The 21,631-nt window shown below is 69.8% G+C and carries 18 protein-coding genes; 5 read left to right on the top strand and 13 right to left on the bottom strand.

Annotation, left to right across the window (positions count from 1 at the left end):
• Positions 1-38 precede the first annotated feature (38 nt).
• The 5 genes from dxs to dut all read right to left on the bottom strand — a co-directional run bounded on the left by dxs (position 39) and on the right by dut (position 6,997).
• Positions 39-1,988, bottom strand: a complete 1,950-nt coding sequence (gene dxs / locus Q0818_RS06295; RefSeq protein ID WP_298872825.1) for a 1-deoxy-D-xylulose-5-phosphate synthase — start codon at positions 1,986-1,988, stop codon at positions 39-41.
• 201 nt (positions 1,989-2,189) lie between these two features.
• Entirely contained in the window at positions 2,190-5,030 is a 2,841-nt protein-coding gene (gene acnA, locus Q0818_RS06290) for an aconitate hydratase AcnA (RefSeq protein WP_298872824.1), read from the bottom strand.
• Positions 5,031-5,163: 133 nt separating this feature from the next.
• The gene (locus Q0818_RS06285) at positions 5,164-5,919 is read right to left on the bottom strand and encodes a DUF3159 domain-containing protein (protein WP_298872822.1); all 756 of its coding nucleotides are present in this window, start codon (positions 5,917-5,919) and stop codon (positions 5,164-5,166) included.
• Positions 5,916-6,545 (bottom strand): DUF3710 domain-containing protein, encoded by a 630-nt coding sequence (locus Q0818_RS06280; protein WP_298872820.1) that lies wholly within the window; start codon positions 6,543-6,545, stop codon positions 5,916-5,918. Before Q0818_RS06280 ends, Q0818_RS06285 begins: the two co-directional genes overlap by 4 nt.
• Positions 6,542-6,997: a dUTP diphosphatase gene (gene dut, locus Q0818_RS06275; RefSeq protein WP_298872819.1), complete on the bottom strand. Its 456-nt coding sequence runs from the start codon at positions 6,995-6,997 to the stop codon at positions 6,542-6,544. Before dut ends, Q0818_RS06280 begins: the two co-directional genes overlap by 4 nt.
• A 12-nt stretch (positions 6,998-7,009) precedes the next feature.
• Between dut and Q0818_RS06270 the strand changes: the two genes are divergently transcribed.
• A complete protein-coding gene (locus Q0818_RS06270; protein WP_298873147.1) occupies positions 7,010-7,501 on the top strand; it encodes a DUF3093 domain-containing protein in 492 nt (163 codons plus the stop codon).
• Here Q0818_RS06270 and Q0818_RS06265 read toward each other — a convergent pair.
• Positions 7,476-7,769 (bottom strand): DUF4193 domain-containing protein, encoded by a 294-nt coding sequence (locus Q0818_RS06265; RefSeq protein WP_056231545.1) that lies wholly within the window; start codon positions 7,767-7,769, stop codon positions 7,476-7,478. The genes Q0818_RS06270 and Q0818_RS06265 overlap by 26 nt on opposite strands.
• A 221-nt stretch (positions 7,770-7,990) precedes the next feature.
• On the opposite strand from Q0818_RS06265, the gene sepH reads away from it, so the two are divergent.
• Positions 7,991-9,016 (top strand): septation protein SepH, encoded by a 1,026-nt coding sequence (sepH, locus tag Q0818_RS06260; protein WP_298872817.1) that lies wholly within the window; start codon positions 7,991-7,993, stop codon positions 9,014-9,016.
• 84 nt (positions 9,017-9,100) lie between these two features.
• On the opposite strand, the gene Q0818_RS06255 is transcribed toward sepH, so the two are convergent.
• Positions 9,101-10,228 (bottom strand): alkaline phosphatase family protein, encoded by a 1,128-nt coding sequence (locus tag Q0818_RS06255; protein WP_298872815.1) that lies wholly within the window; start codon positions 10,226-10,228, stop codon positions 9,101-9,103.
• Between the two features lie 70 nt (positions 10,229-10,298).
• Here Q0818_RS06255 and Q0818_RS06250 point away from each other — a divergent pair, with 70 nt between their 5' ends.
• Positions 10,299-12,752: a DNA topoisomerase IV subunit A gene (locus Q0818_RS06250; RefSeq protein ID WP_298872813.1), complete on the top strand. Its 2,454-nt coding sequence runs from the start codon at positions 10,299-10,301 to the stop codon at positions 12,750-12,752.
• Positions 12,753-12,785: 33 nt separating this feature from the next.
• On the opposite strand, the gene Q0818_RS06245 is transcribed toward Q0818_RS06250, so the two are convergent.
• On the bottom strand, positions 12,786-14,855 hold the full coding sequence (locus tag Q0818_RS06245; protein ID WP_298872810.1) for a DNA topoisomerase IV subunit B: 2,070 nt from the start codon (positions 14,853-14,855) through the stop codon (positions 12,786-12,788).
• A 163-nt stretch (positions 14,856-15,018) separates the two neighbouring features.
• Between Q0818_RS06245 and Q0818_RS06240 the strand changes: the two genes are divergently transcribed.
• On the top strand, positions 15,019-15,237 hold the full coding sequence (locus tag Q0818_RS06240; RefSeq protein ID WP_298872807.1) for a hypothetical protein: 219 nt from the start codon (positions 15,019-15,021) through the stop codon (positions 15,235-15,237).
• Positions 15,238-15,311: 74 nt separating this feature from the next.
• Here Q0818_RS06240 and Q0818_RS06235 read toward each other — a convergent pair whose 3' ends face one another.
• Both Q0818_RS06235 and Q0818_RS06230 read right to left on the bottom strand, forming a co-directional pair.
• On the bottom strand, positions 15,312-16,349 hold the full coding sequence (locus tag Q0818_RS06235; protein ID WP_298872804.1) for an alanine racemase: 1,038 nt from the start codon (positions 16,347-16,349) through the stop codon (positions 15,312-15,314).
• The gene (locus Q0818_RS06230) at positions 16,346-16,996 is read right to left on the bottom strand and encodes an alanine racemase C-terminal domain-containing protein (RefSeq protein WP_298872802.1); all 651 of its coding nucleotides are present in this window, start codon (positions 16,994-16,996) and stop codon (positions 16,346-16,348) included. The genes Q0818_RS06235 and Q0818_RS06230 overlap by 4 nt, the downstream gene beginning before the upstream one ends.
• A 45-nt stretch (positions 16,997-17,041) precedes the next feature.
• Here Q0818_RS06230 and Q0818_RS06225 point away from each other — a divergent pair, with 45 nt between their 5' ends.
• The gene (locus Q0818_RS06225) at positions 17,042-18,064 is read left to right on the top strand and encodes a sugar-transfer associated ATP-grasp domain-containing protein (RefSeq protein ID WP_298872800.1); all 1,023 of its coding nucleotides are present in this window, start codon (positions 17,042-17,044) and stop codon (positions 18,062-18,064) included.
• 331 nt (positions 18,065-18,395) lie between these two features.
• Here Q0818_RS06225 and Q0818_RS06220 read toward each other — a convergent pair whose 3' ends face one another.
• From Q0818_RS06220 to Q0818_RS06210, 3 genes are all read right to left on the bottom strand, one after another.
• Positions 18,396-19,094: a coenzyme F420-0:L-glutamate ligase gene (locus Q0818_RS06220; protein ID WP_298872799.1), complete on the bottom strand. Its 699-nt coding sequence runs from the start codon at positions 19,092-19,094 to the stop codon at positions 18,396-18,398.
• Positions 19,091-20,419 carry an RNA polymerase sigma factor gene (locus Q0818_RS06215; RefSeq protein ID WP_298872798.1) on the bottom strand — a complete coding sequence of 443 codons (1,329 nt, stop codon included), beginning with the start codon at positions 20,417-20,419 and terminating at the stop codon, positions 19,091-19,093. Before Q0818_RS06215 ends, Q0818_RS06220 begins: the two co-directional genes overlap by 4 nt.
• A 275-nt stretch (positions 20,420-20,694) precedes the next feature.
• Entirely contained in the window at positions 20,695-21,621 is a 927-nt protein-coding gene (locus tag Q0818_RS06210; protein WP_298872796.1) for a proteasome assembly chaperone family protein, read from the bottom strand.
• Between the last annotated feature and the right edge of the window lie 10 nt (positions 21,622-21,631).

The raw sequence follows: 21,631 nt of genomic DNA, 5'->3' as shown, positions 1-21,631 counted from the left end.
GGCCGGGATGACGGCATCCCGGCCCCTTCGTCCGTGCATCACGGTCGCGACTTCTCCCACTCCTCGATCGTGGGGATCGAGCCGGTGGGCGTCTGGCGGGCCATCGGCACGCGGGTGCCGAGCACCTGGGCCACGACGTCGTGGGCGATCTTGGACGCCGTGAGGCCGGCATCCTCGAGGATCTGCTCGCGGGTGGCGTGATCGATGAATTCATCGGGGATGCCGAGCTCGTCGACAGCCGTGTCGACACCGGCCTCGCGCAGCACCTGGCGCACGCGCGTTCCGACGCCCCCGACGCGGATGCCGTCTTCGATCGTGATCACGAGACGGTGCTCGCGAGCGAGATCGACGATCGACGGCTGCACGGGGATGGCCCAGCGCGGATCGATGACGGTGGCGCCGATCCCCTGGGCACGCAGGCGCTCGGCGACCTCGAGTGCGAGGTGAACCATCGGCCCGATACCGACGAGGAGGACGTCTTCGCTCGAGCCGCGGCTGAGCACGTCGACGCCGTCGTGCAGACGCTCGATCGCCTCGACGTCGTCGTTGACCTTGCCCTTGGGGTAGCGCACCACGGTCGGCGCGTCTTCGACGGCGGTGGCCTCGCGGAACACCTCGCGCAGGCGGGCCGCATCACGCGGAGCCGCGATCCGGATGCCGGGCACCAGCTGCAGCATCGCCAGGTCCCAGATGCCGTGGTGGCTCGGGCCGTCGGGACCGGTGACGCCGGCGCGGTCGAGGACGAAGGTCACGCCCGCCTTGTGCAGCGCGACATCCATCATCACCTGATCGAACGCGCGGTTCATGAACGTGGCGTAGATGGCGACGACGGGGTGCAACCCGCCGAAGGCGAGGCCCGCGGCCGAGGCGACGGCGTGCTGCTCGGCGATGCCGACGTCGTAGACGCGCTCCGGGAAGCGTTCGGCGAACTGCTGCAGACCGGTGGGACGCAGCATGGCGGCGGTCATGGCGATGACGTCGTCGCGCTCGGAGCCCACCTTCACGAGCTCCTCCGCGAAGACGTCGGTCCACTGCGGGCCACCGCCCGATCCGAGGGCCTCGCCCGTGATCGGGTCGATCTTGCCGACGGCGTGGAACTGGTCGGCCTCGTCGCTCATCGCGGGAGCGTATCCGCTGCCCTTGTCGGTGATCGCGTGCACGATGACCGGCGCCCCGTAGGACTTCGCCAGCTCGAGGGTCTCGATGAGCGACTCGAAGTCATGCCCGTCGATCGGCCCGAGGTACTTGATGTCGAGGTTGCTGTAGAGCGCCTCGTTGTTGGTGAAACGCGAGAGGAAGCCGTGGGTGCCACCGCGCACACCGCGGTACACGGCACGGGCCGCCGGGCCCAGCCGGCGGAACAGGGTGTCGGAGCCGCGGTGCAGGGTGCGGTAGGCCTCGTTCGTGCGCACGCGGTTGAGGTAGCGCGCCATGCCGCCGATGGTGGGGGCGTAGGAACGGCCGTTGTCGTTGACGACGATCACGAGGTTGCGGTCGTTGTCGTCGCTGATGTTGTTCAGCGCCTCCCACGTCATCCCGCCCGTGAGGGCACCGTCGCCCACGACGGCGACGACGTGGCGGTCGCGGCGACCGGTGCGGCTGAACGCGCGCGACACACCGTCGGCCCAGCTGAGGGAGCTCGAGGCGTGCGACGACTCCACGACGTCGTGCTCGCTCTCGGAACGCTGCGGGTAGCCGGCGAGGCCGCCGCGCGAGCGGAGCTTCTCGAAGTCCTGACGACCGGTGAGGATCTTGTGCACGTAGGACTGGTGCCCGGTGTCGAAGATGATGGGGTCGGCGGGGGAATCGAAGACCTTGTGGAGGGCGATCGTCAGCTCGACGACGCCGAGGTTCGGACCGAGGTGCCCGCCGGTGCGGGCGACGTTCTCGACGAGGAAGGACCGCACCTCGGCCGCGAGCTGACGCAGCTCGTCGGGGGTCAGGTCATCGAGATCACGGGGGCCGTGGATGCCGGGTAGGAGAGCCATGAGACTCCTCTCGTGCGGGGCGCGCAGGGGTCTGCGCGTCTGTCGATTCTAGTCTCCGGGGGTGCGGAGGGCCCGGCAACGGCTTGCCGATCGGAGCCGAGTAGTGTTCGCTCCCCCGCCCGCGGAGCGCTCGCGGGAGAGCCTCGGAAACGACAGGTGCCCCGGGAGCGCGAGGCTCCCGGGGCACCTGACGTCGGTCGCTCAGACGAGCGAACGCAGCACGTACTGCAGGATGCCGCCGTTGCGGTAGTAGTCGGCCTCACCGGGGGTGTCGATGCGGACCACGGCGTCGAACGTGATGGTCTGCTTGCCCTCGGGCGAGAATTCGCTCGGCTCGGCGGTGACCTTCACGGTCTTGGGCGTGACGCCCTCGTTGAGCTGCTCGATGCCCTCGATCGAGACGATCTCGGTGCCGTCCAGGCCCAGCGACTTCCAGCTCTCGCCGGCCGGGAACTGCAGCGGGACGACGCCCATGCCGATGAGGTTCGAGCGGTGGATGCGCTCGAAGCTCTCGGTGATGACCGCCTTCACGCCGAGGAGGTTCGTGCCCTTCGCCGCCCAGTCGCGCGACGAGCCCGAGCCGTACTCCTTGCCGCCGAAGATCACCAGCGGGGTGCCCTGCGCCTGGTAGTTCTGGCTCGCGTCGTAGATGAACGACTGCGGTCCGCCGGGCTGGGTGAAGTCACGGGTGTAGCCGCCCTCGACGACCGTGCCGTCGTTGACCGCCGCCGTGAGCTCGTTCTTCAGGCGGATGTTGGCGAACGTGCCGCGGATCATGACCTCGTGGTTTCCACGGCGCGAGCCGTAGGAGTTGAAGTCCTTCTGCGCGACGCCGTGCTCGGTCAGGTACTGCGCGGCGGGGGTGCCCGCCTTGATGTTGCCGGCCGGGCTGATGTGGTCGGTCGTGACCGAGTCGCCGAGGGTCGCCATCACGCGCGCACCGGTGATGTCGCTGACCGGCGAGGGCTCCATCGACATGCCGTCGAAGTAGGGCGCCTTGCGCACGTAGGTCGAGTCGGCATCCCATTCGAAGACGGGGCCGGTGGGCGTGGGCAGGTTCTTCCAGCGCTCGTCGCCCTCGAAGACGGTGGCGTACTGCTGGATGAACTGCTCGCGCGAGATGGACGCGTCGATGATGGTCTGCACCTGGTCGGGCGCGGGCCAGATGTCCTTCAGGAAGACGTCGTCGCCGTTCTGGTCCTTGCCGAGGGCGTCGGTCTCGAAGTCGAAGTTCATCGACCCGGCGAGGGCGTAGGCGACGACCAGCGGCGGGGAGGCCAGGTAGTTCATCTTCACGTCGGGGCTGATGCGGCCCTCGAAGTTGCGGTTTCCCGAGAGGACCGCCGTGACGGCGAGGTCGTTCTCGTTGATCGCCTCGGAGACCTCCTCGATGAGGGGGCCCGAGTTGCCGATGCAGATCGTGCAGCCGTAGCCGACGGTGTAGAAGTCGAGGCCCTCGAGCGCCTTGTCGAGACCGGACTTCTCGTAGTAGTCGGTGACGACCTTCGACCCGGGTCCGAGCGTCGTCTTGACCCACGGCTTGCGCTTCAGGCCCTTGTCGACGGCGTTCTTGGCGAGCAGACCCGCCGCGATCATGACCGAGGGGTTGGAGGTGTTGGTGCACGAGGTGATCGCCGCGAGGGTGACCGCGCCGTTGTCGAGCAGGTAGGACTGACCGTCGGGCGTGGTGACCTTGACGGGGTTCGACGCGTTCGCGGGGTGCCCCGACGAGATGAGCACCTCGGTCTCGGTGACCTCCTCGTGCTCCTCGCCGGGAACCGAGCCCGGGTCGGATGCCGGGAACGTGCCGTCGACCTCGAGGTCGACGATCGAGTCGGAGACCGACGAGCCGGCGTAGTTGAGGATGTCCTTCTCGAACTGGTTCTTGGCCTCGGACAGCAGAATGCGGTCCTGGGGACGCTTCGGACCGGCGATCGAGGGCACGACGGTCGAGAGGTCGAGCTCCATGAACTCGCTGAAGACGAGCTCGCGGGCCGGGTCGTGCCAGAGCTTCTGCTCCTTGGCGTACGCCTCGACGAGGGCGACGGTCTGCTCGTCACGGCCGGTCAGGCGCAGGTAGTCGAGCGTGACGTCGTCGATCGGGAACATCGCGGCGGTCGAGCCGAACTCGGGGCTCATGTTGCCGATGGTGGCGCGGTTGGCCAGGGGCACGGACGCGACGCCCTCGCCGTAGAACTCGACGAACTTGCCGACCACGCCGTGCTGGCGCAGCATGTCGGTGATCGTGAGCACCACGTCGGTCGCGGTGACGCCCGCGGGGATCTCGCCGCTGAGCTTGAAGCCGACCACGCGCGGGATGAGCATCGACACGGGCTGGCCGAGCATCGCGGCCTCGGCCTCGATGCCGCCGACGCCCCAGCCGAGCACGCCGAGGCCGTTGACCATGGTGGTGTGCGAGTCGGTGCCGACGCAGGTGTCGGGGTAGGCGCGGAGCACGCCGTCGACCGAGCGGTCGTAGATGACCTTGGCCAGGTGCTCGATGTTGACCTGGTGGACGATGCCCGTGCCCGGGGGCACGACCTTGAAGTCGTCGAACGCCGTCTGGCCCCAGCGGAGGAACTGGTACCGCTCGCCGTTGCGCTCGTACTCGATCTCGACGTTGCGCTCGAGGGCGTTCTCGCTGCCGAACAGATCGGCGATGACCGAGTGGTCGATGACCATCTCGGCGGGCGAGAGCGGGTTGATCTTGTTGGGGTCGCCGCCGAGGGCGGTCACGGCCTCGCGCATGGTGGCGAGGTCGACGATGCAGGGCACACCGGTGAAGTCCTGCATGACCACGCGGGCCGGGGTGAACTGGATCTCGGTGTCGGGGTCGGCCGTGGGGACCCACGAGCCGAGCGCCTCGATCTGCTCCTTGGTGACGTTGGCGCCGTCCTCCGTGCGGAGGAGGTTCTCGAGCAGCACCTTCAAGCTGAAGGGGAGCTTCTCGTGACCGGCGACCGTGTCGATCCGGAAGATCTCGTAGTCGGTGCTGCCGACCGTCAGGGTGCTCTTTGCACCGAAGCTGTCAACCGTGGACACGATCGTCTCCTTCGTCGGCGAATGCGCAGGCGTCGGCCCGCATTTCTCCATCTTCCCCGCGCTGCGCGGCCGATGCCAGGAAGGTCGGCCTAACCGATCGGGGGGACGGATTTATCTTGATGTCAAGATAATATCAGGACTCTCGGCGTGGGGAGAGAGAACGCACCACGAGCCACGTCACGGCCAGCATCGGTGCGAACAGGGGCAGGCCCATCACGATCTTCAGCGTGCCGAGCGCGGTGACGTCACCCGCGAAGTAGAGCGGGAGCTGGACGGCCAGGCGCGCCGCGAAGAGCCCCGCCCAGGCGACCGAGAGCCACGTGTATGCCCGCTTCTTGCGGCGATCCGCCCGCCAGCGCGTGCCCTCGCCCAGGAGATACCCCGCGGCCAGGCCGATCAGGGGCCAGCCCACGAGCGCCGAGACGAGGAACGCCGTGCCGTAGGCGCCGTTGGTGAAGAAGCCCAGCACGAAGTTGTCCTGGCCGCGGCCCGTGACCAGGGCCAGCACGGCGGCTCCGACCGTGGCCAGAAGGCCGCCGATGGCCGCGCTCGGGGGCGACTTCGCCACCAGTCGGGCGACGGTGAACACCACGGCGAGACCGACGGACACGCCGAGGCTCAGGAGCAGATTGCCCTGTCGCGTCTCGGGGTCGATCGTGACGGTGAAGAGCACGACGAACGCGAGCGACGGCAAAACCGACTCCAGGATGCCGCGCCACCCGCCCATCGCGGACCACACCGCGGCCCCCGTGCTGCCGTGCGCAGCGGGGTCGAGGCCGGCGCGGCGGGCGGCGTCGCCCAGGGCGGCTCCCACGCTCTCCGCCGCGGACGGCGGCTCCAACGGGACGCGGTCGGCGTCGGACGCCGGGCGGGAGGACTCCTCGCTCATGCCGTTCCGGGGCTCGACGGCATCCGGAGGGGGATGAGGTCGCGCGGCGGCATGGGCGACGAACCGCGGACGACCACGATCGAGCGGAAGAGGTCTTCGACGGCGGCGGCGGCCTCGACGTCGCTCGTCGCCGCTCCCCCGACCACGCCGCGCAGGAACCAGCGCGGTCCGTCGACGCCCACGAAGCGCGCGAGACGCTTTCCTGCGCCGTCCGGCCCCGCCATGACGGGGACTTCGGCGAGGAGCTCGGGACCCAGGGGGCCTTCGCGCTCCTCGACGCGTCCACCCTGCTGCTTCACCTGCTGACGGATCTGCTCGCGGGTCTCCTCCCACAGTCCGCTGGTGCGCGGAGCGGCGAAGGGCTGAACCTGCAGCGTGGAGTCGGCGTAGTCGAGTCCGACCGCGACGATGCGCTTGGTCTGCTCCTCGACCTCGAGACGCAGGTTCAGTCCTTCCCGCGGGAGGATCTTGATGCCGCCCAGGTCGATGTAGGGGCGTACGGGGTTGGCCTCGGCCTCGTCGAACGGTCCGGCGCTGTCGCGGTCGAGCGGTGCGCTCTTGGCGGGGGGCGCGAGGTCGGTCCCGGGCTCTTCGGCCTCGGGTGTGGTCTGAGACGCGTCGGTCATCGGGTGCTCCCTTGCAGGCTCTGGTATCCGCTCGATCCGAAGCCGCCTTCGCCGCGCACGCTGTCGGGGAGTTCGTCGACGGGGACGAAGCGCACGGGTGGGACGGGCATCACGATGAGCTGGGCGATGCGGTCTCCGACCGCGATGTCGTAGGCCTCTTCGAGGTCGGTGTTCAGCAGTGCGACCTTGATCTCGCCGCGGTAGCCGGCGTCGATCGTGCCGGGCGCGTTGACGATGGTGATCCCGTGCTTGGCCGCCAGTCCGCTGCGCGGCACCACGAAGGCGGCGAAGCCCTCGGGCAGTGCGATGCGGACGCCGGTGCCGACGAGAGCGCGCCGCCCGGGTTCGAGTCGGACCGCCTCCGCGGAGGTCAGGTCGGCGCCGGCGTCGCCGGGGTGGGCGAAGACCGGGGGCTCGGATGCGACAATTGGGACGTCCACCGTTTCGGTCACCCCATGAGGGTAATGCAGAAGAGGGGGTGCGGCATCCGCACCGCAGCCGACTACCGAGAGCGTCTCAGCCCGTCGCTGTGGGCGCTCGTCGCCGCCGCCGTGTGCGGCCCGATGGCCGCCGTCGTCTTCTCGCCGCTCGACACGACGCTGGCGCTGTTCATCGGTCTCGTCGTGTCGGTGGCGATCGTCGTGGGGCTCCTCGCGATCTCACCCGTCGTCGAGGTCCGAGATGGTGAACTGCGCGCCGGTCGCGCGCACATCCCCGTGGAATTCCTGGGTGTTCCCGCCGGCGTCGTCGCCGAGGAAGCCCGTACGGCCCGTGGGAGTGGTCTCGACCATCGGGCCTGGCATGTCATCCGGGGCGGGATCGACGGCATCGTCACGGTTCCCGTGACCGATCCCGACGATCCGACCCCGTCGTGGGTGGTGTCCACCCGCACGCCGGATCGCCTGGTCGCGGCGATCCAGCGTGCTCAGGTCAGGCTGCGCACTCCAGGCAGATGAAGCCGGGGCCGCTCTCCTCCGCGATCTGGGAGCGGTGCTTCACGAGGAAGCAGTTCATGCAGGTGAACTCGTCTTCCTGCGGGGGCAGGACGACGACATCGAGCTCGATGTCGGAGAGGTCGGCGCCGGGCAGTTCGAAGCCTGAGGGGTTGTCGGCATCCTCGTTGTCGATCGACCCCGACGCCTTGTCGGGCACGCGCTCCTTGAGGGCCTCGATCGACTCGCTGTCGTCCTCGGTCTTGCGCGGTGCGTCGTAATCGGTTGCCATGCGTGCGGGTCTCTACTTCCGGTTTTCGTGGTGCTGTGCCCCATCGGGTGCCCGATCGGGCGGCCATAGTTTGCATGACGCGTCTGCGATAAGCAAATGCTCGCGAGCGCGCCTGCGTGTCGGGCGAGACGGGAAACTCGCGGCGCGCCCCGGATATTCCCGGAACCGGGCGACGCGCGTGTCAGCATGGGCGCTGACCGCAGATCGGAGGGGTGTTTCGCATGGAACAGCTCAAAGTCATCGGAACCGAAGATGACGTCCTCGTCGTGGCGACGCAATCGGGCGAACGTTTCGCTCTCGCGCTCGACGAGGTGCTGCGCGCCGAGGCGCGCCGCGCGCGTCGCGATCGTGAGGACGACGACCGCGCCCCGCGCCCCAGCCCCCGCGAGATCCAGGCCCACATCCGTGCCGGTCTCTCGGCGCGCGAGGTGGCGACGCTGCTGAACGCCCGCGTCGAAGACGTGGAGCGTTTCGAGGGGCCGGTGCTCGCCGAGCGCGAGCACGTCGTCGCTCAGGCTCTCGCGGTCCCCGTGCTGCTGGGCGGTGCCCTCGAGCACGACTCCCCCATCACCTTCGGTGCGGCGGTCCGCGCGAAGCTCACCGAGGCCGGCGCCTCGGCGGAGCGGTGGACCAGCTGGAAGGAGGGCTCCGGCTGGATGGTCAAACTGGAGTTCACCGCGAACGGGATCGAGCACGACGCGCGCTGGGGCTTCGAGCCGCGTCGCAGCAGCCTCTCCCCCCAGAACGCCGATGCGATCCAGCTCTCGCGCCAGGGATCGCTGCCCGAGGGTCTCATCCCGCGCCTGCGCGCTCTCGACACCGTGTCGAAGGACGACTCCCGCTTCGACAGCGGGGCATTCGGACCCCGACGCCTTGACATCGACGACGAGCCCGGGGTCGAAGCGACCGGCCCGGTGGCCCCGGCGGTCCAGGCGGCCGCGATCAAGCGCTCCCCCGACGCCCCGGTGACCTCGTCGGAGACCGCCGACCTGCTCGAGGCGCTCCGTCGGCGTCGCGGACAGCGTGAACCGCTGCCCGGTGCGTCCGAGATCGAGCCCGAGCCGCGGCCCGCGAGCCCGCCCGTGGCCCTGTTCGACGCCGTCGAACCCGGATACCCCGAAGACGGCGTCGACGAGACCGCCGAGCCGGAGCGTCCGCAGCCCGACACGGCGAGGCGCGCCAAGGGGCGCCCGTCGATGCCCTCGTGGGACGAGATCGTCTTCGGGGCGCGCACCGACGAGAGCTGACGGCGCCAGCCGCTGCGCTTCTCGCATCCCGATCGAGGGCCGCGGGTTGTGCACCGTCGATCCTCGCGTGGGCCGACCGGGAGATCAGGCGAATGCCCCCAGGCGCAGCAGGGGCACCGTGCGCTCCTCGTCGGTGAGCGAACCGTGCTGACCGACCATCCGCTGTGCTCGCTTGTCGGCCTCGCGATCGTCGTAGTAGGCGAAGCGCCCCCGCGCAGCCACCACCACGTCGCCGATGCGCTCGCGCACCTCCTCGTCCACCGGGCCGAACAGGCCCGCGCCGACGGTCTCCTCGCGCGTCAGCACCCAGGCGCGTGCGGCCTCGGCGTGCTTCCAGCGTGCGGCCACGGCATCCGCGTGCCCCTCGGTCGCGTAGAGGTGCAGCATGCGCGGCTCACCCCCGATGAGGGCGACCTCGTCGAGCAGGGGATCGCCGTCTTGCAGCAGGACGTGTTTGCGGGCGGGCACGTCGACCATGCCGTGATCCGCCGTGACGACCACGCCGGTACGGGGGTCGATGGCCTCGGAGAGACGACGGGCGGAGGCGTCGAGGTGTTCGAGGGCATCGGTCCAGCGGTCCGACTCCCACCCGTCGCGATGCCCGGCGGTGTCGAGCTCGGGTGCGTACAGGTAGGTGATCGATCCGGGATGCCGCGCCGCGAGCGCCGCGGCCAGGTGCACGCGCTCGTCGAGGTCGTCGGAGGAGAAGAACGCCGCTCCGCGCAGCGTGGCCTCGGTGAACCCGGTGCCGGTGTAGCTGGCCCGGGAGACGACGAAGGCGTCGCGCCCCGATGCCACGTGGCTCTCGAGCAGCGGGGTGCGCCGCTGCCACGTGTGGGGATCGAGTCCGTCGGTCTCCCAGCCGTGGAGCTGGTTCGGCGCCGAGGTCGTTCCGGGGATGCGCACGCGGTATCCCACGATGCCGTGGGCGCCGGGAGCGGAGCCCGTGAGCAGACTGGTCAACGCCGCCGCGGTCGTCGACGGGAACACGGTGCGCGCCACGTCGCGTCGCCCGCCGGCCGCCGCGAGGAACCGCGCGTGCCCGCGGCGCGCCGAGAGGTTGTGGGCGCCGAGGCCGTCGACGAGGAACACGATCGCGCTCTGTGCGGGGGCGAACCAGTCCGACGAGCCCGTCAACGCGGCGATGGACTGCTCCACCACACCGGTGAGGCTCCGGGAGCGCGGCGGGTCCGCCGGTAGGCTGAGTGACATCGGAGCAAGTCTTCCACACGGCTCCCGACCCCGTCCCGACCGGACGCCCGCCCGACCCGAGGCCGTTGATATGCCCGATTCCCGTTCCTCCTCCCCCGTGACCGAGCGCATCGAAGACGTCGATGTCTCGGTCGAGATGCAGGGGTCGTTCCTCGAGTACGCCTACTCGGTGATCTACTCGCGCGCGCTTCCCGACGCCCGCGACGGCCTCAAGCCCGTGCAGCGGCGCATCCTGTTCCAGATGGCCGAGATGGGCCTGCGTCCCGACCGCGGACACGTCAAGAGCGCCCGCGTGGTGGGCGAGGTGATGGGAAAGCTCCACCCGCACGGGGACGCACCCATCTACGACGCCCTCGTGCGTCTCGCGCAGCACTTCTCGCTGCGTGTGCCGCTGGTCGACGGCCACGGCAACTTCGGCTCCCTCGACGACGGCCCGGCGGCTCCGCGCTACACCGAGGCGCGCCTCGCTCCCCCGGCCCTCGCCCTCACCGAGAACCTCGACGAAGACGTCGTCGACTTCATCCCGAACTACGACGGGCAGTTCCAGCAGCCCGAGGTGCTGCCGGCGGCGTTCCCCAACCTCCTCGTGAACGGCGCCACCGGCATCGCGGTCGGCATGGCCACCAACATGGCCCCGCACAACCTCATCGAGGTGGTCTCGGCGGCGACCCATCTGCTTCAGAACCCGGATGCCACGGTCGAAGAGCTCATGGAGTTCGTCCCCGGCCCCGACCTCCCCTCGGGGGGCATCATCGTCGGCCTCGACGGCATCAAGGACGCCTACACCAACGGCCGCGGCACCTTCCGGACGCGGGCCAAGGCGTCGATCGAATCCCTCGGACCGCGGCGAACGGGCATCGTCATCACCGAGCTGCCCTACCTCGTCGGGCCCGAGCGCGTGATCGAGAAGATCAAAGACGCCGTGCAGGCGAAGAAGCTCGCGGGCATCGCCGACGTGACCGACCTGACCGACCGCAACAACGGTCTGCGCCTGGTCATCGGGATCAAGACCGGGTTCGATGCCCGGGCGGTGCTGGATCAGCTCTACCGGCTGACGCCCCTCGAGGACTCGTTCGGCATCAACAACGTGGCGCTCGTGGACGGGCAGCCCCAGACGCTCGGACTCCGCGAGATGCTGCGGGTCTACATCGACCACCGCATCCGCGTCGTCACCCGGCGCAGCGAGTACCGTCTCGCCCGAAAGCGGGAACGCCTTCACCTCGTCGAGGGCTTGCTCATCGCCATCCTCGACATCGATGAGGTCATCCAGGTCATCCGTTCCTCCGACGACGGGGAGCAGGCGCGAACCAAGCTGCAGGAGGTCTTCGACCTCTCGCACCCCCAGGCCGAGTACATCCTCGAGCTGCGCCTGCGGCGCCTGACGAAGTTCTCGCGGATCGAACTCGAGGCAGAGCGCGACCAGTTGAACGCCGAGATCGCGGAGCTGGTCGAGCTGCTGGGCAGCGAGACGCTCCTGCGCCAGCAGGTGGCGAGAGAACTGGATGCCGCGGCCGAGGCCTATGGAACGCCCCGTCGCACGATGCTGCTCAACGGCGGTCCCGTCCAGCCGCGCTCCGCGCGCGCCGCGGCCGCGGCCGACCTGCAGATCGCCGACGCCCCCTGCCGGGTGTACCTGTCGGCGACGGGACGCATGGTGAGGGCCGAGCTCGTGGCGGACGCCCCCGGCGGGGGCGTGGTCCCGCCCGCGCGACGCTCGAAGCACGACGCCATCCGCTCGGCGGTCGACACGACCACACGAGGCGACATCGGGGCGGTGACCTCGGCGGGGCGCCTTGTGCGCTTCTCGCCCGTCGACCTGCCCTCCGTCCCCGCCAACTCGGTGCACCTGGCGGCCGGGACGAAGGTCGAGCAGTACCTCGCCCTCGCCAAGGGCGAGACCGTCGTCGGCATCGTTCCCCTGACCGGCACGGCCACGATCGCCCTCGGCACCGCACAGGGTGTCGTCAAGCGCGTCGCCGCGTCGGAGCTCGGGACGAAGGACGAGATCGAGATCATCTCGCTCCGCGACGGCGACCGGGTCGTCGGAGCCGCCCTGGCCGGAGACAACGCCGAGCTGGTGTTCGTCGCGAGCGATGCGCAACTGCTGCGGTTCGACGCCTCGTCGGTGCGGCCGCAGGGCCGATCGGCCGGGGGCATGGCCGGCATCCGGCTCTCCGACGGCGCCCATGTGATCTCCTTCGCGGTCGTCGGCGCGTCGGCCTTCGATGCGGTCGTGGTCACCGTCGCGGGCTCGTCGGCGGCGCTGCCCGGGACGGACTCGGGTTCGGCCAAGGTGTCGGCCTTCACCGAGTTCCCCGCGAAGGGGCGAGCGACGGGGGGCGTGCGGGCCCAGCGGTTGCTGCGCGGCGAGGACGCCCTCACCCTGGCATGGGTCGGCACGGAGCCCCGCGCGGTCGGCACGGACGGCTCGGTCCGCGCGCTGCCGGAGCCGGGGGCCAAGCGCGACGCCTCGGGCCAGCCCCTCGACGCCGCCATCGGCGCGATCGGAACCGTCGTCCGCTGAGTCGAGGAGGGCGGAAGCCCTCGGGTCGTCGAATCAGACGTCGATGCGTTCGCGCGCCAGGCGGTCGCTGGAGTCGATGATGAACTCGCGGCGGGGAGCGACGTCGCTGCCCATGAGCAGGTCGAAGACGGATGCCGCGGCCTCCATGTCCTGCACGCGCACGCGGCGCAGCATGCGACCGCCGCGATCCATGGTCGTCGTCGCGAGCTGATCGGCATCCATCTCGCCGAGACCCTTGTACCGCTGCACCGGCTCCTGCCACCGCTTGTTGGAGCGCTTGAGCTTCGTCAGCAGCTGGTGCAGCTCCTGCTCGCTGTAGGTGTAGATGGTCTCGTTCGGCTTGGTGCCGGGGTTCATCACGATCACGCGGTGCAGGGGCGGAACGGCCGCGAACACGCGCCCCTCTTCCACCAGTGGCCGCATGTAGCGGAAGAACAGCGTCAGCAGCAGCGTGCGGATGTGAGCCCCGTCGACATCGGCGTCGCTCATCAGGATGATCTTGCCGTAGCGGGCCGCGTCGAGGTCGAAGGAGCGGCCCGAGCCGGCGCCGATCACCTGGATGATCGAGGCGCACTCGGCGTTGGACAGCATGTCGCTGATCGAGGCCTTCTGGGTATTCAGAATCTTGCCGCGGATGGGCAGGAGCGCCTGGTACTCGCTGTTGCGCGCGAGCTTGGCGGTCCCGAGCGCCGAGTCCCCCTCGACGATGAACAGCTCGGAGTCGTTCACGTCGTTCGAGCGGCAGTCCACCAGCTTCGCCGGCAGGGAGGAGGACTCGAGGGCGTTCTTGCGCCGTTGGGTCTCTTTGTGGGTGCGCGCCGAGATGCGCGCCTTCATCTCCGAGACGACCTTCTCGAGCAGCTGAGCGGTCTGAGCCTTGTCGTCGCGCTTGGGCGAGGCGAAGCGCGCGGCGAGCTCCTTCTGCACGACGGTCGCCACGATCTGGCGCACTGCGGGGGTGCCGAGCACCTCTTTCGTCTGACCCTCGAACTGCGGCTCGGGCAGGCGCACGGTCAGCACCGCCGAGAGCCCGGCGAGGATGTCGTCCTTCTCGATCTTGTCGTTGCCCACCTTGAGCTTGCGCGCGTTCTGGTCGACCTGGGTGCGCAGCACCTTCATCAGGCCCTGCTCGAAGCCCTGCTGGTGCGTGCCGCCCTTGGGGGTGGCGATGATGTTCACGAACGAGCGCGTGGTGGTGTCGTACCCGGTGCCCCATCGCACCGCGATGTCGACCTCGCAGGTGCGCTCGACCTCGGTGGGGATCATCGATCCGCCCGGCTGCAGCACCGGCACGGTCTCGGTGAAGGTGCCGGTGCCGGTGAGACGCCAGGTGTCGGTGACGGCCGCGTCGGGGGCGAGGAAATCGGCGAATTCGGAGATCCCGCCATCGAAGCGGTAGCTCGTCTCGATGCGCTCGTCGCCGCGGTCGTCGAGCACGACGATCTCGAGTCCCGGCACGAGGAAGGCCGTCTGACGCACGCGCTGCACGAGCTCGTCGTGGCCGAAGGCGGCATCCTTCGTGAAGATCTGCCGATCGGCCCAGTAGCGGATGCGCGTGCCCGTGACCCCGCGCGGCGCCTTGCCGATGACGCGGAGCTCGCTGCTGCGGTCGAAGGGGGTGAAGGGCGAATCGGGACCGTCGCCGGCGAAGAGGCCCGGTTCGCCGCGGTGGAACGACATCGCGTAGGTCTTCCCCGCTCGGTCGACCTCGACGTCGAGGCGCTCCGAGAGGGCGTTCACGACCGACGCGCCGACACCGTGCAGACCACCGGATGCCGCGTACGAGCCGCCACCGAACTTTCCACCGGCGTGGAGCTTGGTGAAGACGACCTCGACTCCGGTGAGACCGGTGCGGGGTTCGACGTCGACGGGGATGCCGCGGGCGCGGTCGCGCACCTCGACACTGCCGTCGGCGTGCAGCACGATGTCGATGCGGGAGCCGTGGCCGCCCAACGCCTCGTCGACGGAGTTGTCGATGATCTCCCAGAGGCAGTGCATGAGACCACGGGAGTCGGTGGAGCCGATGTACATGCCCGGGCGCTTCCGCACGGCTTCGAGGCCCTCGAGGACCTGCAGGTGGTGGGCGGAGTACTCGGAGGTCACATCCCGAGCGTAATCGGGGCCACCGACATCCCCTGCCAGACACACAGGGGGCTCGGGTCACCGTACGCGCACAGCGAAATGTGATCAAGCCGCGGCATAGGGGAAACATCCGCGTGGTTGTATATGGAGACTCGCCCACGACCACTTGAGGAGGGCACCCGAGATGACCACCACGACTGCACCCGAAGCGTCCGTTCTCGATCACCGCCTGACGGCGGCGGATCGCTGCGACTCCTGCGGCGCACAGGCCTACATCGCCGCCGAGGTCAACGGCAGCGAACTGCTGTTCTGCGCGCACCACGGCCGCAAGTACGAAGAGAAGCTCCGCAGCGTCGCCACCTCCTGGCACGACGAGACGGCGCGCCTCACCGCCGCCGACTGAGACACCCCGCCGAACGGGCCTCGCGCCGCTCCTCCGGAGCGGTTCGGGGCCCGTTCCGCGTTCGCCCCCCGGGGTCAGTCCCCGATGTAGCGCCGGGGAAGAGCGGGGGCGACACGGAGAGCGATCTCCTCCCCGATCGTGTCGACGAGTTCGGCCAGGTCGGTGGCGCTGCACAGGGCCCCGCGCCCGAAGAGCACGATCTCATCACCCGGTGCCGCGTCCGGCCAGGGGGCCACCGCCGTGGAGGTGGTGCCGATGGCCTCGACGCGCCGCGGCCCCGCGGGGGTGCCGACGTCGAAGCGTCCCGACAGGGTGCTGGGGAGCCCGTGGAGGCTACCGACATCGAGGTGGGCACCGGCGGCGTCGATTGCGGTGACCGTCGCGATGAGCGAGGCGATGGGCTCGATACCCAGCTCGGCCTCCCCCGGCCCTCCCGCGGGACGGATGCCGTACGAGAACGCCCCGACGCGCACGAGATCCTCACGGAACTCCCCGCGGGCGAAACCGGCGGCGCTGGCCGCGAGGTGCGAGAAGCGCGGGTCGAGACCGGCCGCCCGGGCGGCATCGCGCGCCGCGAGGAAGATCCGCCGGGCGTCGTCGTCGTCGGCGTCCGAGGCCTCGGAGATGTGCGACCACACGCCCTCGAACACGATGCGTCCCTCTCGCACGAGGCCGCTCGCGACCTCCAGCGCGTCGTCCCAGCGCTCGGGACGGATGCCGTTGCGGTGCAGTCCCGTGTCGATCTTGAGGTGCACGCGGGCGGGAGTCGGCAGGTCGAGTGTCGCGAGGTCGTGCAGCAGGGCCTCGTCGCCCACGCCGAGGTCGAGGTGCGCGGCGGCGCCGGCGGTCAGGTCGTCGGCGCCGCCGATGAGCCAGACGAAGATCCGGGCGTCAGGACCGACCACCCGGCGGACGGCGGTCCCCGTCGCGACGTCGAACGCGCCGAACCAGCGCACGCCCTCGGCCCAGGCGCGCCGGACGACGGCCTCGAGGCCGTGCGCGTAGGCGTCGTCCTTCACGACGAGCATGTGCGCGGCGGGCGCGACGGCCGCGCGCACCCGCTGGAGGTTCGCAGCGAAGGCGTCGAGGTCGACGAGGTAGAAGGCACTCACGGGCTCACCCTCCGGTCGGCACGCGCCCCCACGGTGGCGACGATCTCGGCCGCCGTGAGGCCCGTGGCATCCGTCCATTCCTGCAGGGAGGGGTGGGACTGCGCCGGATCGCCGAAGAACACGACCTCGGCGCCGCGCGCGATCGCGGCGTCGCCGATGTCGACGACGCTCACGTCCATCGCGACCCGACCGACGATGCGGTGGCGGCGGCCGTCGATCGCCACCGTCGCGCTGTTGCCCAGCGCGCGGACGACACCCTGGGCGTAGCCGCCGGTCACGAGGGCGACGGCGGTGTCGTGGGGGGCGCGGTGGGTGTAGCCGTACGAGACGCCCTCTCCCCGCAGGAGCGGCTTCGTGCCCAGGGCTCGACCGCGCAGCGACATCACCGGGCGCGCGTGGGTCCCGGGCAGGCCGAAGAGGACGGCGGCGTCGAGAGACGCGGCATCCATCTCGAGATCCGACAGCACGGATGCCACCCACGCGGCACCGTGCCCCCAGGCATCGGCGGCGAGCACGACGTCGGCACCGCCTCCGAGCCCCGCGGCGAGGGCGAGGGGGGCGTTCTCCCGCAGCGCGGATTCCGAGACGAGGGCCACGGGAGACACTCCCCCGGCCCCGGGCGTGCGGGCAGGGAGCGTGGAGGTCACCCCTTTAGACTAACGGGGTCCGTCATCCCCGACCCCGGAGCGTGCATGCCATCCCAGGGCTTCTCCCCCGTCACCCGTCTGCGCTACCTCGCCGGACGTGCCCGCCGCATCGACGTCGGTTCGGTGGTCGAGCGAGCCAAGGAGGCCTCGGCCCAGCACGGCAAGGCGCTGCCTCTCGTGGTCGCCGACATGCTGTTCCAGGCCGGTGTGAAGAACGTCGGCTTCCAGGACTACATCGACTACGACTTCGCGATCCTCACCCCCGCCGAGCGCGCGACGTACATGACGCACCCGGTGTCGAACCAGATCTCGCAGAAGTACGACCACCCCGACTACCGCGGCATCTTCCAAGACAAGGTGGCCTTCGACCGCCGCTTCAGCGACTTCCTCCGCCGCGACTGGATGGTGGTAGATGCCGACAACGCCGACGAGCTGCGCGCGTTCACCGAGCGTCTGGGCACGGTCGTCACGAAGGAGCCCGTCGGCCAGGCCGGCACCGGAGTGCACCGCTACCACGCGGCCGAGGTCGAGGACTGGAGCGCCTTCCATCGCGGACTGCTCGAGCGCGGGGAGATCCTCGTCGAGGAGGTCATCCGCCAGCACGACGACCTCGCCGCGGTCTGCCCCGGCACCGTGAACACCACGCGCGTCACCGCCTTCTTCGACGGCGAGAAGACGCACATCCTCGCGATGGCGCAGAAGTTCGGCCGCGGTGCCGTGAGCGACCAGATGACCTTCGGCGGCTTCTACACGATGCTCGACGAGGACGGCCACGCCCTCGGCGCCGGCTACGACTCCCACGGGCACGTGCACGAGCTGCACCCCGACTCGGGCGTGCGCATCGCCGACTTCCAGCTGCCGATGATCGACAAGGTCAAGGCGTTCGTCGACCAGGTCGCCCGCGTCGTCCCGCAGGTGCAGTACGTCGGCTGGGACATCGTGGTGGGCCCCGACGGCCCCGTGCTCGTCGAGGGCAACTGGGGCGCGGGCGTCTACGAGAACAAGCCCAGCGTGACCGGCATCCGCACCGGCCACAAGCCGCGCTATCAGGCGGCCATCGGGTTCTGATCCCGGATGCCGAGAGGCCCGCTCCCGTGGGGGGCGGGCCTCTCGGCATCGTGCGGGAGTGTCCTGGGCTCGTCTAGGGGCCGGTGGCGTCGACGGGGCGGTGGGGAGGACCCTGAGCTCGTCGAAGGGTCCGGAGGCTTCGACAGGCTCAGCCACCTGGGTGGGGAGGGTCCTGGGCTCGTCGGAGGGCCCGGTGGCTTCGACAGGCTCAGCCACCTGGGTGGGGAGGATCCTGGGCTCGTCGAAGGGTCCGGGCGTGCCGCACGTCGTGGCATCCGCACAGCGGTAAGGCCCGCCCCGAGAACGGGACGGGCCTTACCGAGCAGCGATGTCAGCTGTGGCGGACGATGCCCAGCGGAGTGGACTCGTGCCCCTGGCCGAGCGGGTTGTCCTTCAGGATCGCGACGAGACGCTTCTCGCCGGCCTTGTCCATCGTGGAGCCGAGGATGTTGCCGCCGAGGTCGTTGATGTCGACCACGGCCACCTGCAGATCGCCGCCGAGCAGCGACTTCAGGCGTGCAGCCACCTCGCGCGGACGCTCGGGTCCGAGCACCACCGCCTGGTTGTACGGGGGGATGGTGCCCTTGGTGGGACCGTCGATCGCGCGCGCCTTGTCTCCCGCGATGCGGTAGAAGTCGCCCTTGCGGCCGAGCGCCTTGGTGACGGCCGAGATCGCCGCCGCGAGCAGGATGCGCGGGGTGCCGCACTCCCGAAGTGCCATCTCCATCGTCTCGGGCATGCCCAAGCCGATGCCGTACGGCGTGCGGGTGACGTACTTCGACAGGAAGAGAGCGAGCTTGCGGGGCTTGATCGTGTCGAGCTTGAACGATCGGCCCTGAGTGATCGCGACGATCTTCTCGGTGACGAACAGCAGGTCGCCCGGCTGAACGGCATCCTTCGCGTACTCGAGGATGAACGCGTCGAGGTCGTCGCCCGGCATGACGACCCGCGTGCGGATCGGGATGCGGGCGTACGACGTGCCCTCGACGGAGACGGTGAGCGCCTTGCCGGCGTTGGCCTCGCCGCTCATTCGAGGTAGTCCCGGAGCGACTGCGAGCGGCTGGGGTGACGCAGCTTGGCCATAGTCTTCGACTCGATCTGACGGATGCGCTCGCGCGTGACGCCGAACGTGTCGCCGATCTGGTCGAGGGTCTTCGGCTGGCCGTCGCCGAGGCCGAAGCGCATGCGGATCACGCCCGCCTCGCGCTCGCTGAGCGAGTCGAGGAGCGACTCGAGCTGGCGCTGCAGCATCGTGAAGCCGACCGCGTCGGCCGGGACGACCGCCTCGGTGTCTTCGATGAGGTCACCGAACTCGCTGTCGCCGTCTTCACCGAGCGGCGTGTGCAGCGAGATGGGCTCGCGCCCGTACTTCTGCACCTCGATGACCTTCTCGGGGGTCATGTCGAGCTCGCGGCTCAGCTCCTCGGGGGTGGGTTCACGACCGAGGTCCTGCAGCATCTGGCGCTGCACACGAGCGAGCTTGTTGATGACCTCGACCATGTGCACCGGGATGCGGATGGTGCGGGCCTGGTCGGCCATGGCGCGCGTGATGGCCTGACGGATCCACCAGGTCGCGTAGGTCGAGAACTTGAAGCCCTTGGTGTAGTCGAACTTCTCGACCGCACGGATCAGGCCCAGGTTTCCCTCCTGGATGAGGTCGAGGAACTGCATGCCGCGACCGGTGTAGCGCTTGGCCAGCGAGACGACGAGGCGCAGGTTGGCTCCGAGCAGGTGGCTCTTGGCGCGCTGGCCGTCGCGGGCGACCCACTGCAGGTCGAGACCCAGCTGGCTGGTCTTCTCGGCCGCCGACATGTTCGACAGCTTCTCTTCGGCGAAGAGGCCCGCCTCGATGCGCATCGCGAGCTCGACCTCTTCGGCCGCGTTGAGCAGCGGGACCTTGCCGATCTGCTTCAGGTAGTCCTTGACCGGGTCGGCGGTGGCGCCGGTGATCTGCGCGGAGTAGACGGGGACGTCGTCTTCGTCGCTGGAGGAGATGACGATCGCGCCGGTGGGAAGAGCCTCGGCGGGCGCCGCCGGGGTCTCGTCGTCATCGTCGTCGTCGGTCTTCTTGGCGCCGGTCTTGGCGGAGTCGTCGGACTCCTCCGTGTCGTCGCTGTCGTCGACGTCGATCTCGACATCGGCCTCGTCGTCGACGTCCTCTTCGTCTTCGAGGTCGTCGTCCTTCTTCGCCTTGGTCTTGGCCTTGGCGGGCGTCGCCTTGGCCTTGGCGGGGGCCTTCTTGGCGGGAGCCTTCTTCGCGGTCGTCGTCGTCGACGCCGTCACGGTCTCCTCGGAGTTCTCGAGCTCGGTGTCCTTCGCACCCCGGGAGCGGGTCTTGGTTGTCGTGCCTGCCACGTTTCGCCTTTCACCGGGAACGTACGTTGCACGGCCACCGGTCGTTCTCGGACACTAGTAAGACCCTTGTCAAGTACCGAGCCGAGGAGCGTGACTCCTGGACCGGATGACAACGGGTCAGGTTCTTCATTGTCTCACATCCCCAGACCGGGACTTGACGCGGACCGGGGATCTATGCGTAGACAACGCCCCGCCACGCCGCCGCATTCCCTCCGGATCCCGCGCCTGTCGGCATCCGTGATCGTCGACGCCGTGCGGCCGCCGCGGGGACGGACTCAGCCGAGCTTTCCGCGACGGTCGTCGTCGCCGGGACGGGTGGCGAGGAAGCGCTCCAGCTCGGCGGCGAGCTCGTCGGCGCTCGGGAGATCGCCCGTATGGATGATGGGCGTCGCGTGGGTGGAGCCTGCCATGTAGGAGTCGTAGCGCTCCTCGAGTCCCTCGAGCATGCGCGTGAGCTCCTCGCTGCCCTCGACCTGCTCGGTGACCTTGCCGATGAACTCGCGGTTCTCCTCGCGGAGCATCTCTCCGGAGAACACCAGCCCCGTCGCGACGGTCAGGCTGTCGAGAGCGGCCAGCGCGGCCGCAGGATACTCGGTGTCGCCGAGGTAGTGCGGGACGAGCAGCGCGAAGCCGGCCACCTTGGCGCCGGCTTCCGCGAAGCGGTACTCGAGGAGGTGACCCGCGGTCGAGGGGACCTGCGTGTGCGGGCGCCAGACCGAGTGGGCCTCGGCGAGCTCGGGTCGCGTTCCGCTCACCGTCGTGCCGATGGGACGGGTGTGCGGGACGGGCATGGGGATCGCGTGCACCCAGGTGACGGACGCCACCTGCAGGCCGGCCGAGAGCTCGAGCACGGTCTCGGCGAAGGTCTCCCAGAGGAAGTCGGGCTCGTATCCCGCCAGCATCAGGAACGGGTGCCCGAGCGAGTCGTGGGCGAGCGACAGCTCGAGCCGCGCCGGTCGGTAGTCGGTGAGGTGGTCCTCCACGAAGGTGATGACCGGCCGCCGCGCGCGGTAGTCGAGCAGCACGTCGTTGTCGAAGACGAAGACGGGGTTGGGCTGCAGGTCGTCGCGGAAGTACTCGACCAGTCGGGTGACGGCCCCGCCGGCGTCGGTGAACCCCGTGAGGGCGATCACGAGCGGCAGGCCCGACGGCACGGGCGGCGCCGCGGGGGCGCGGTCGTACAGCGGGGCGGAGGAGGGCATGCATCCACTC

The sequence above is a fragment of the uncultured Microbacterium sp. genome (assembly GCF_947489255.1).
GTDB classification, from domain to species: domain Bacteria; phylum Actinomycetota; class Actinomycetes; order Actinomycetales; family Microbacteriaceae; genus Microbacterium; species Microbacterium phycohabitans.
Note: the sequence above shows the minus strand (reverse complement) of the source record. Positions and strands in the feature narration are given on the sequence as shown.

Bases quoted from the DNA above. Each gene is read 5' to 3' on its own strand.
- dxs (WP_298872825.1), bottom strand. From the start codon at position 1,988: ATGGCTCTCCTACCCGGCATCCACGGCCCCCGTGATCTCGATGACCTG.
- Q0818_RS06285 (WP_298872822.1), bottom strand. From the start codon at position 5,919: ATGAGCGAGGAGTCCTCCCGCCCGGCGTCCGACGCCGACCGCGTCCCG.
- Q0818_RS06280 (WP_298872820.1), bottom strand. From the start codon at position 6,545: ATGACCGACGCGTCTCAGACCACACCCGAGGCCGAAGAGCCCGGGACC.
- Q0818_RS06270 (WP_298873147.1), top strand. From the start codon at position 7,010: ATGCAGAAGAGGGGGTGCGGCATCCGCACCGCAGCCGACTACCGAGAG.
- Q0818_RS06265 (WP_056231545.1), bottom strand. From the start codon at position 7,769: ATGGCAACCGATTACGACGCACCGCGCAAGACCGAGGACGACAGCGAG.
- sepH (WP_298872817.1), top strand. From the start codon at position 7,991: ATGGAACAGCTCAAAGTCATCGGAACCGAAGATGACGTCCTCGTCGTG.
- Q0818_RS06255 (WP_298872815.1), bottom strand. From the start codon at position 10,228: ATGTCACTCAGCCTACCGGCGGACCCGCCGCGCTCCCGGAGCCTCACC.
- Q0818_RS06250 (WP_298872813.1), top strand. From the start codon at position 10,299: ATGCCCGATTCCCGTTCCTCCTCCCCCGTGACCGAGCGCATCGAAGAC.
- Q0818_RS06240 (WP_298872807.1), top strand. From the start codon at position 15,019: ATGACCACCACGACTGCACCCGAAGCGTCCGTTCTCGATCACCGCCTG.
- Q0818_RS06225 (WP_298872800.1), top strand. From the start codon at position 17,042: ATGCCATCCCAGGGCTTCTCCCCCGTCACCCGTCTGCGCTACCTCGCC.
- Q0818_RS06220 (WP_298872799.1), bottom strand. From the start codon at position 19,094: ATGAGCGGCGAGGCCAACGCCGGCAAGGCGCTCACCGTCTCCGTCGAG.
- Q0818_RS06210 (WP_298872796.1), bottom strand. From the start codon at position 21,621: ATGCCCTCCTCCGCCCCGCTGTACGACCGCGCCCCCGCGGCGCCGCCC.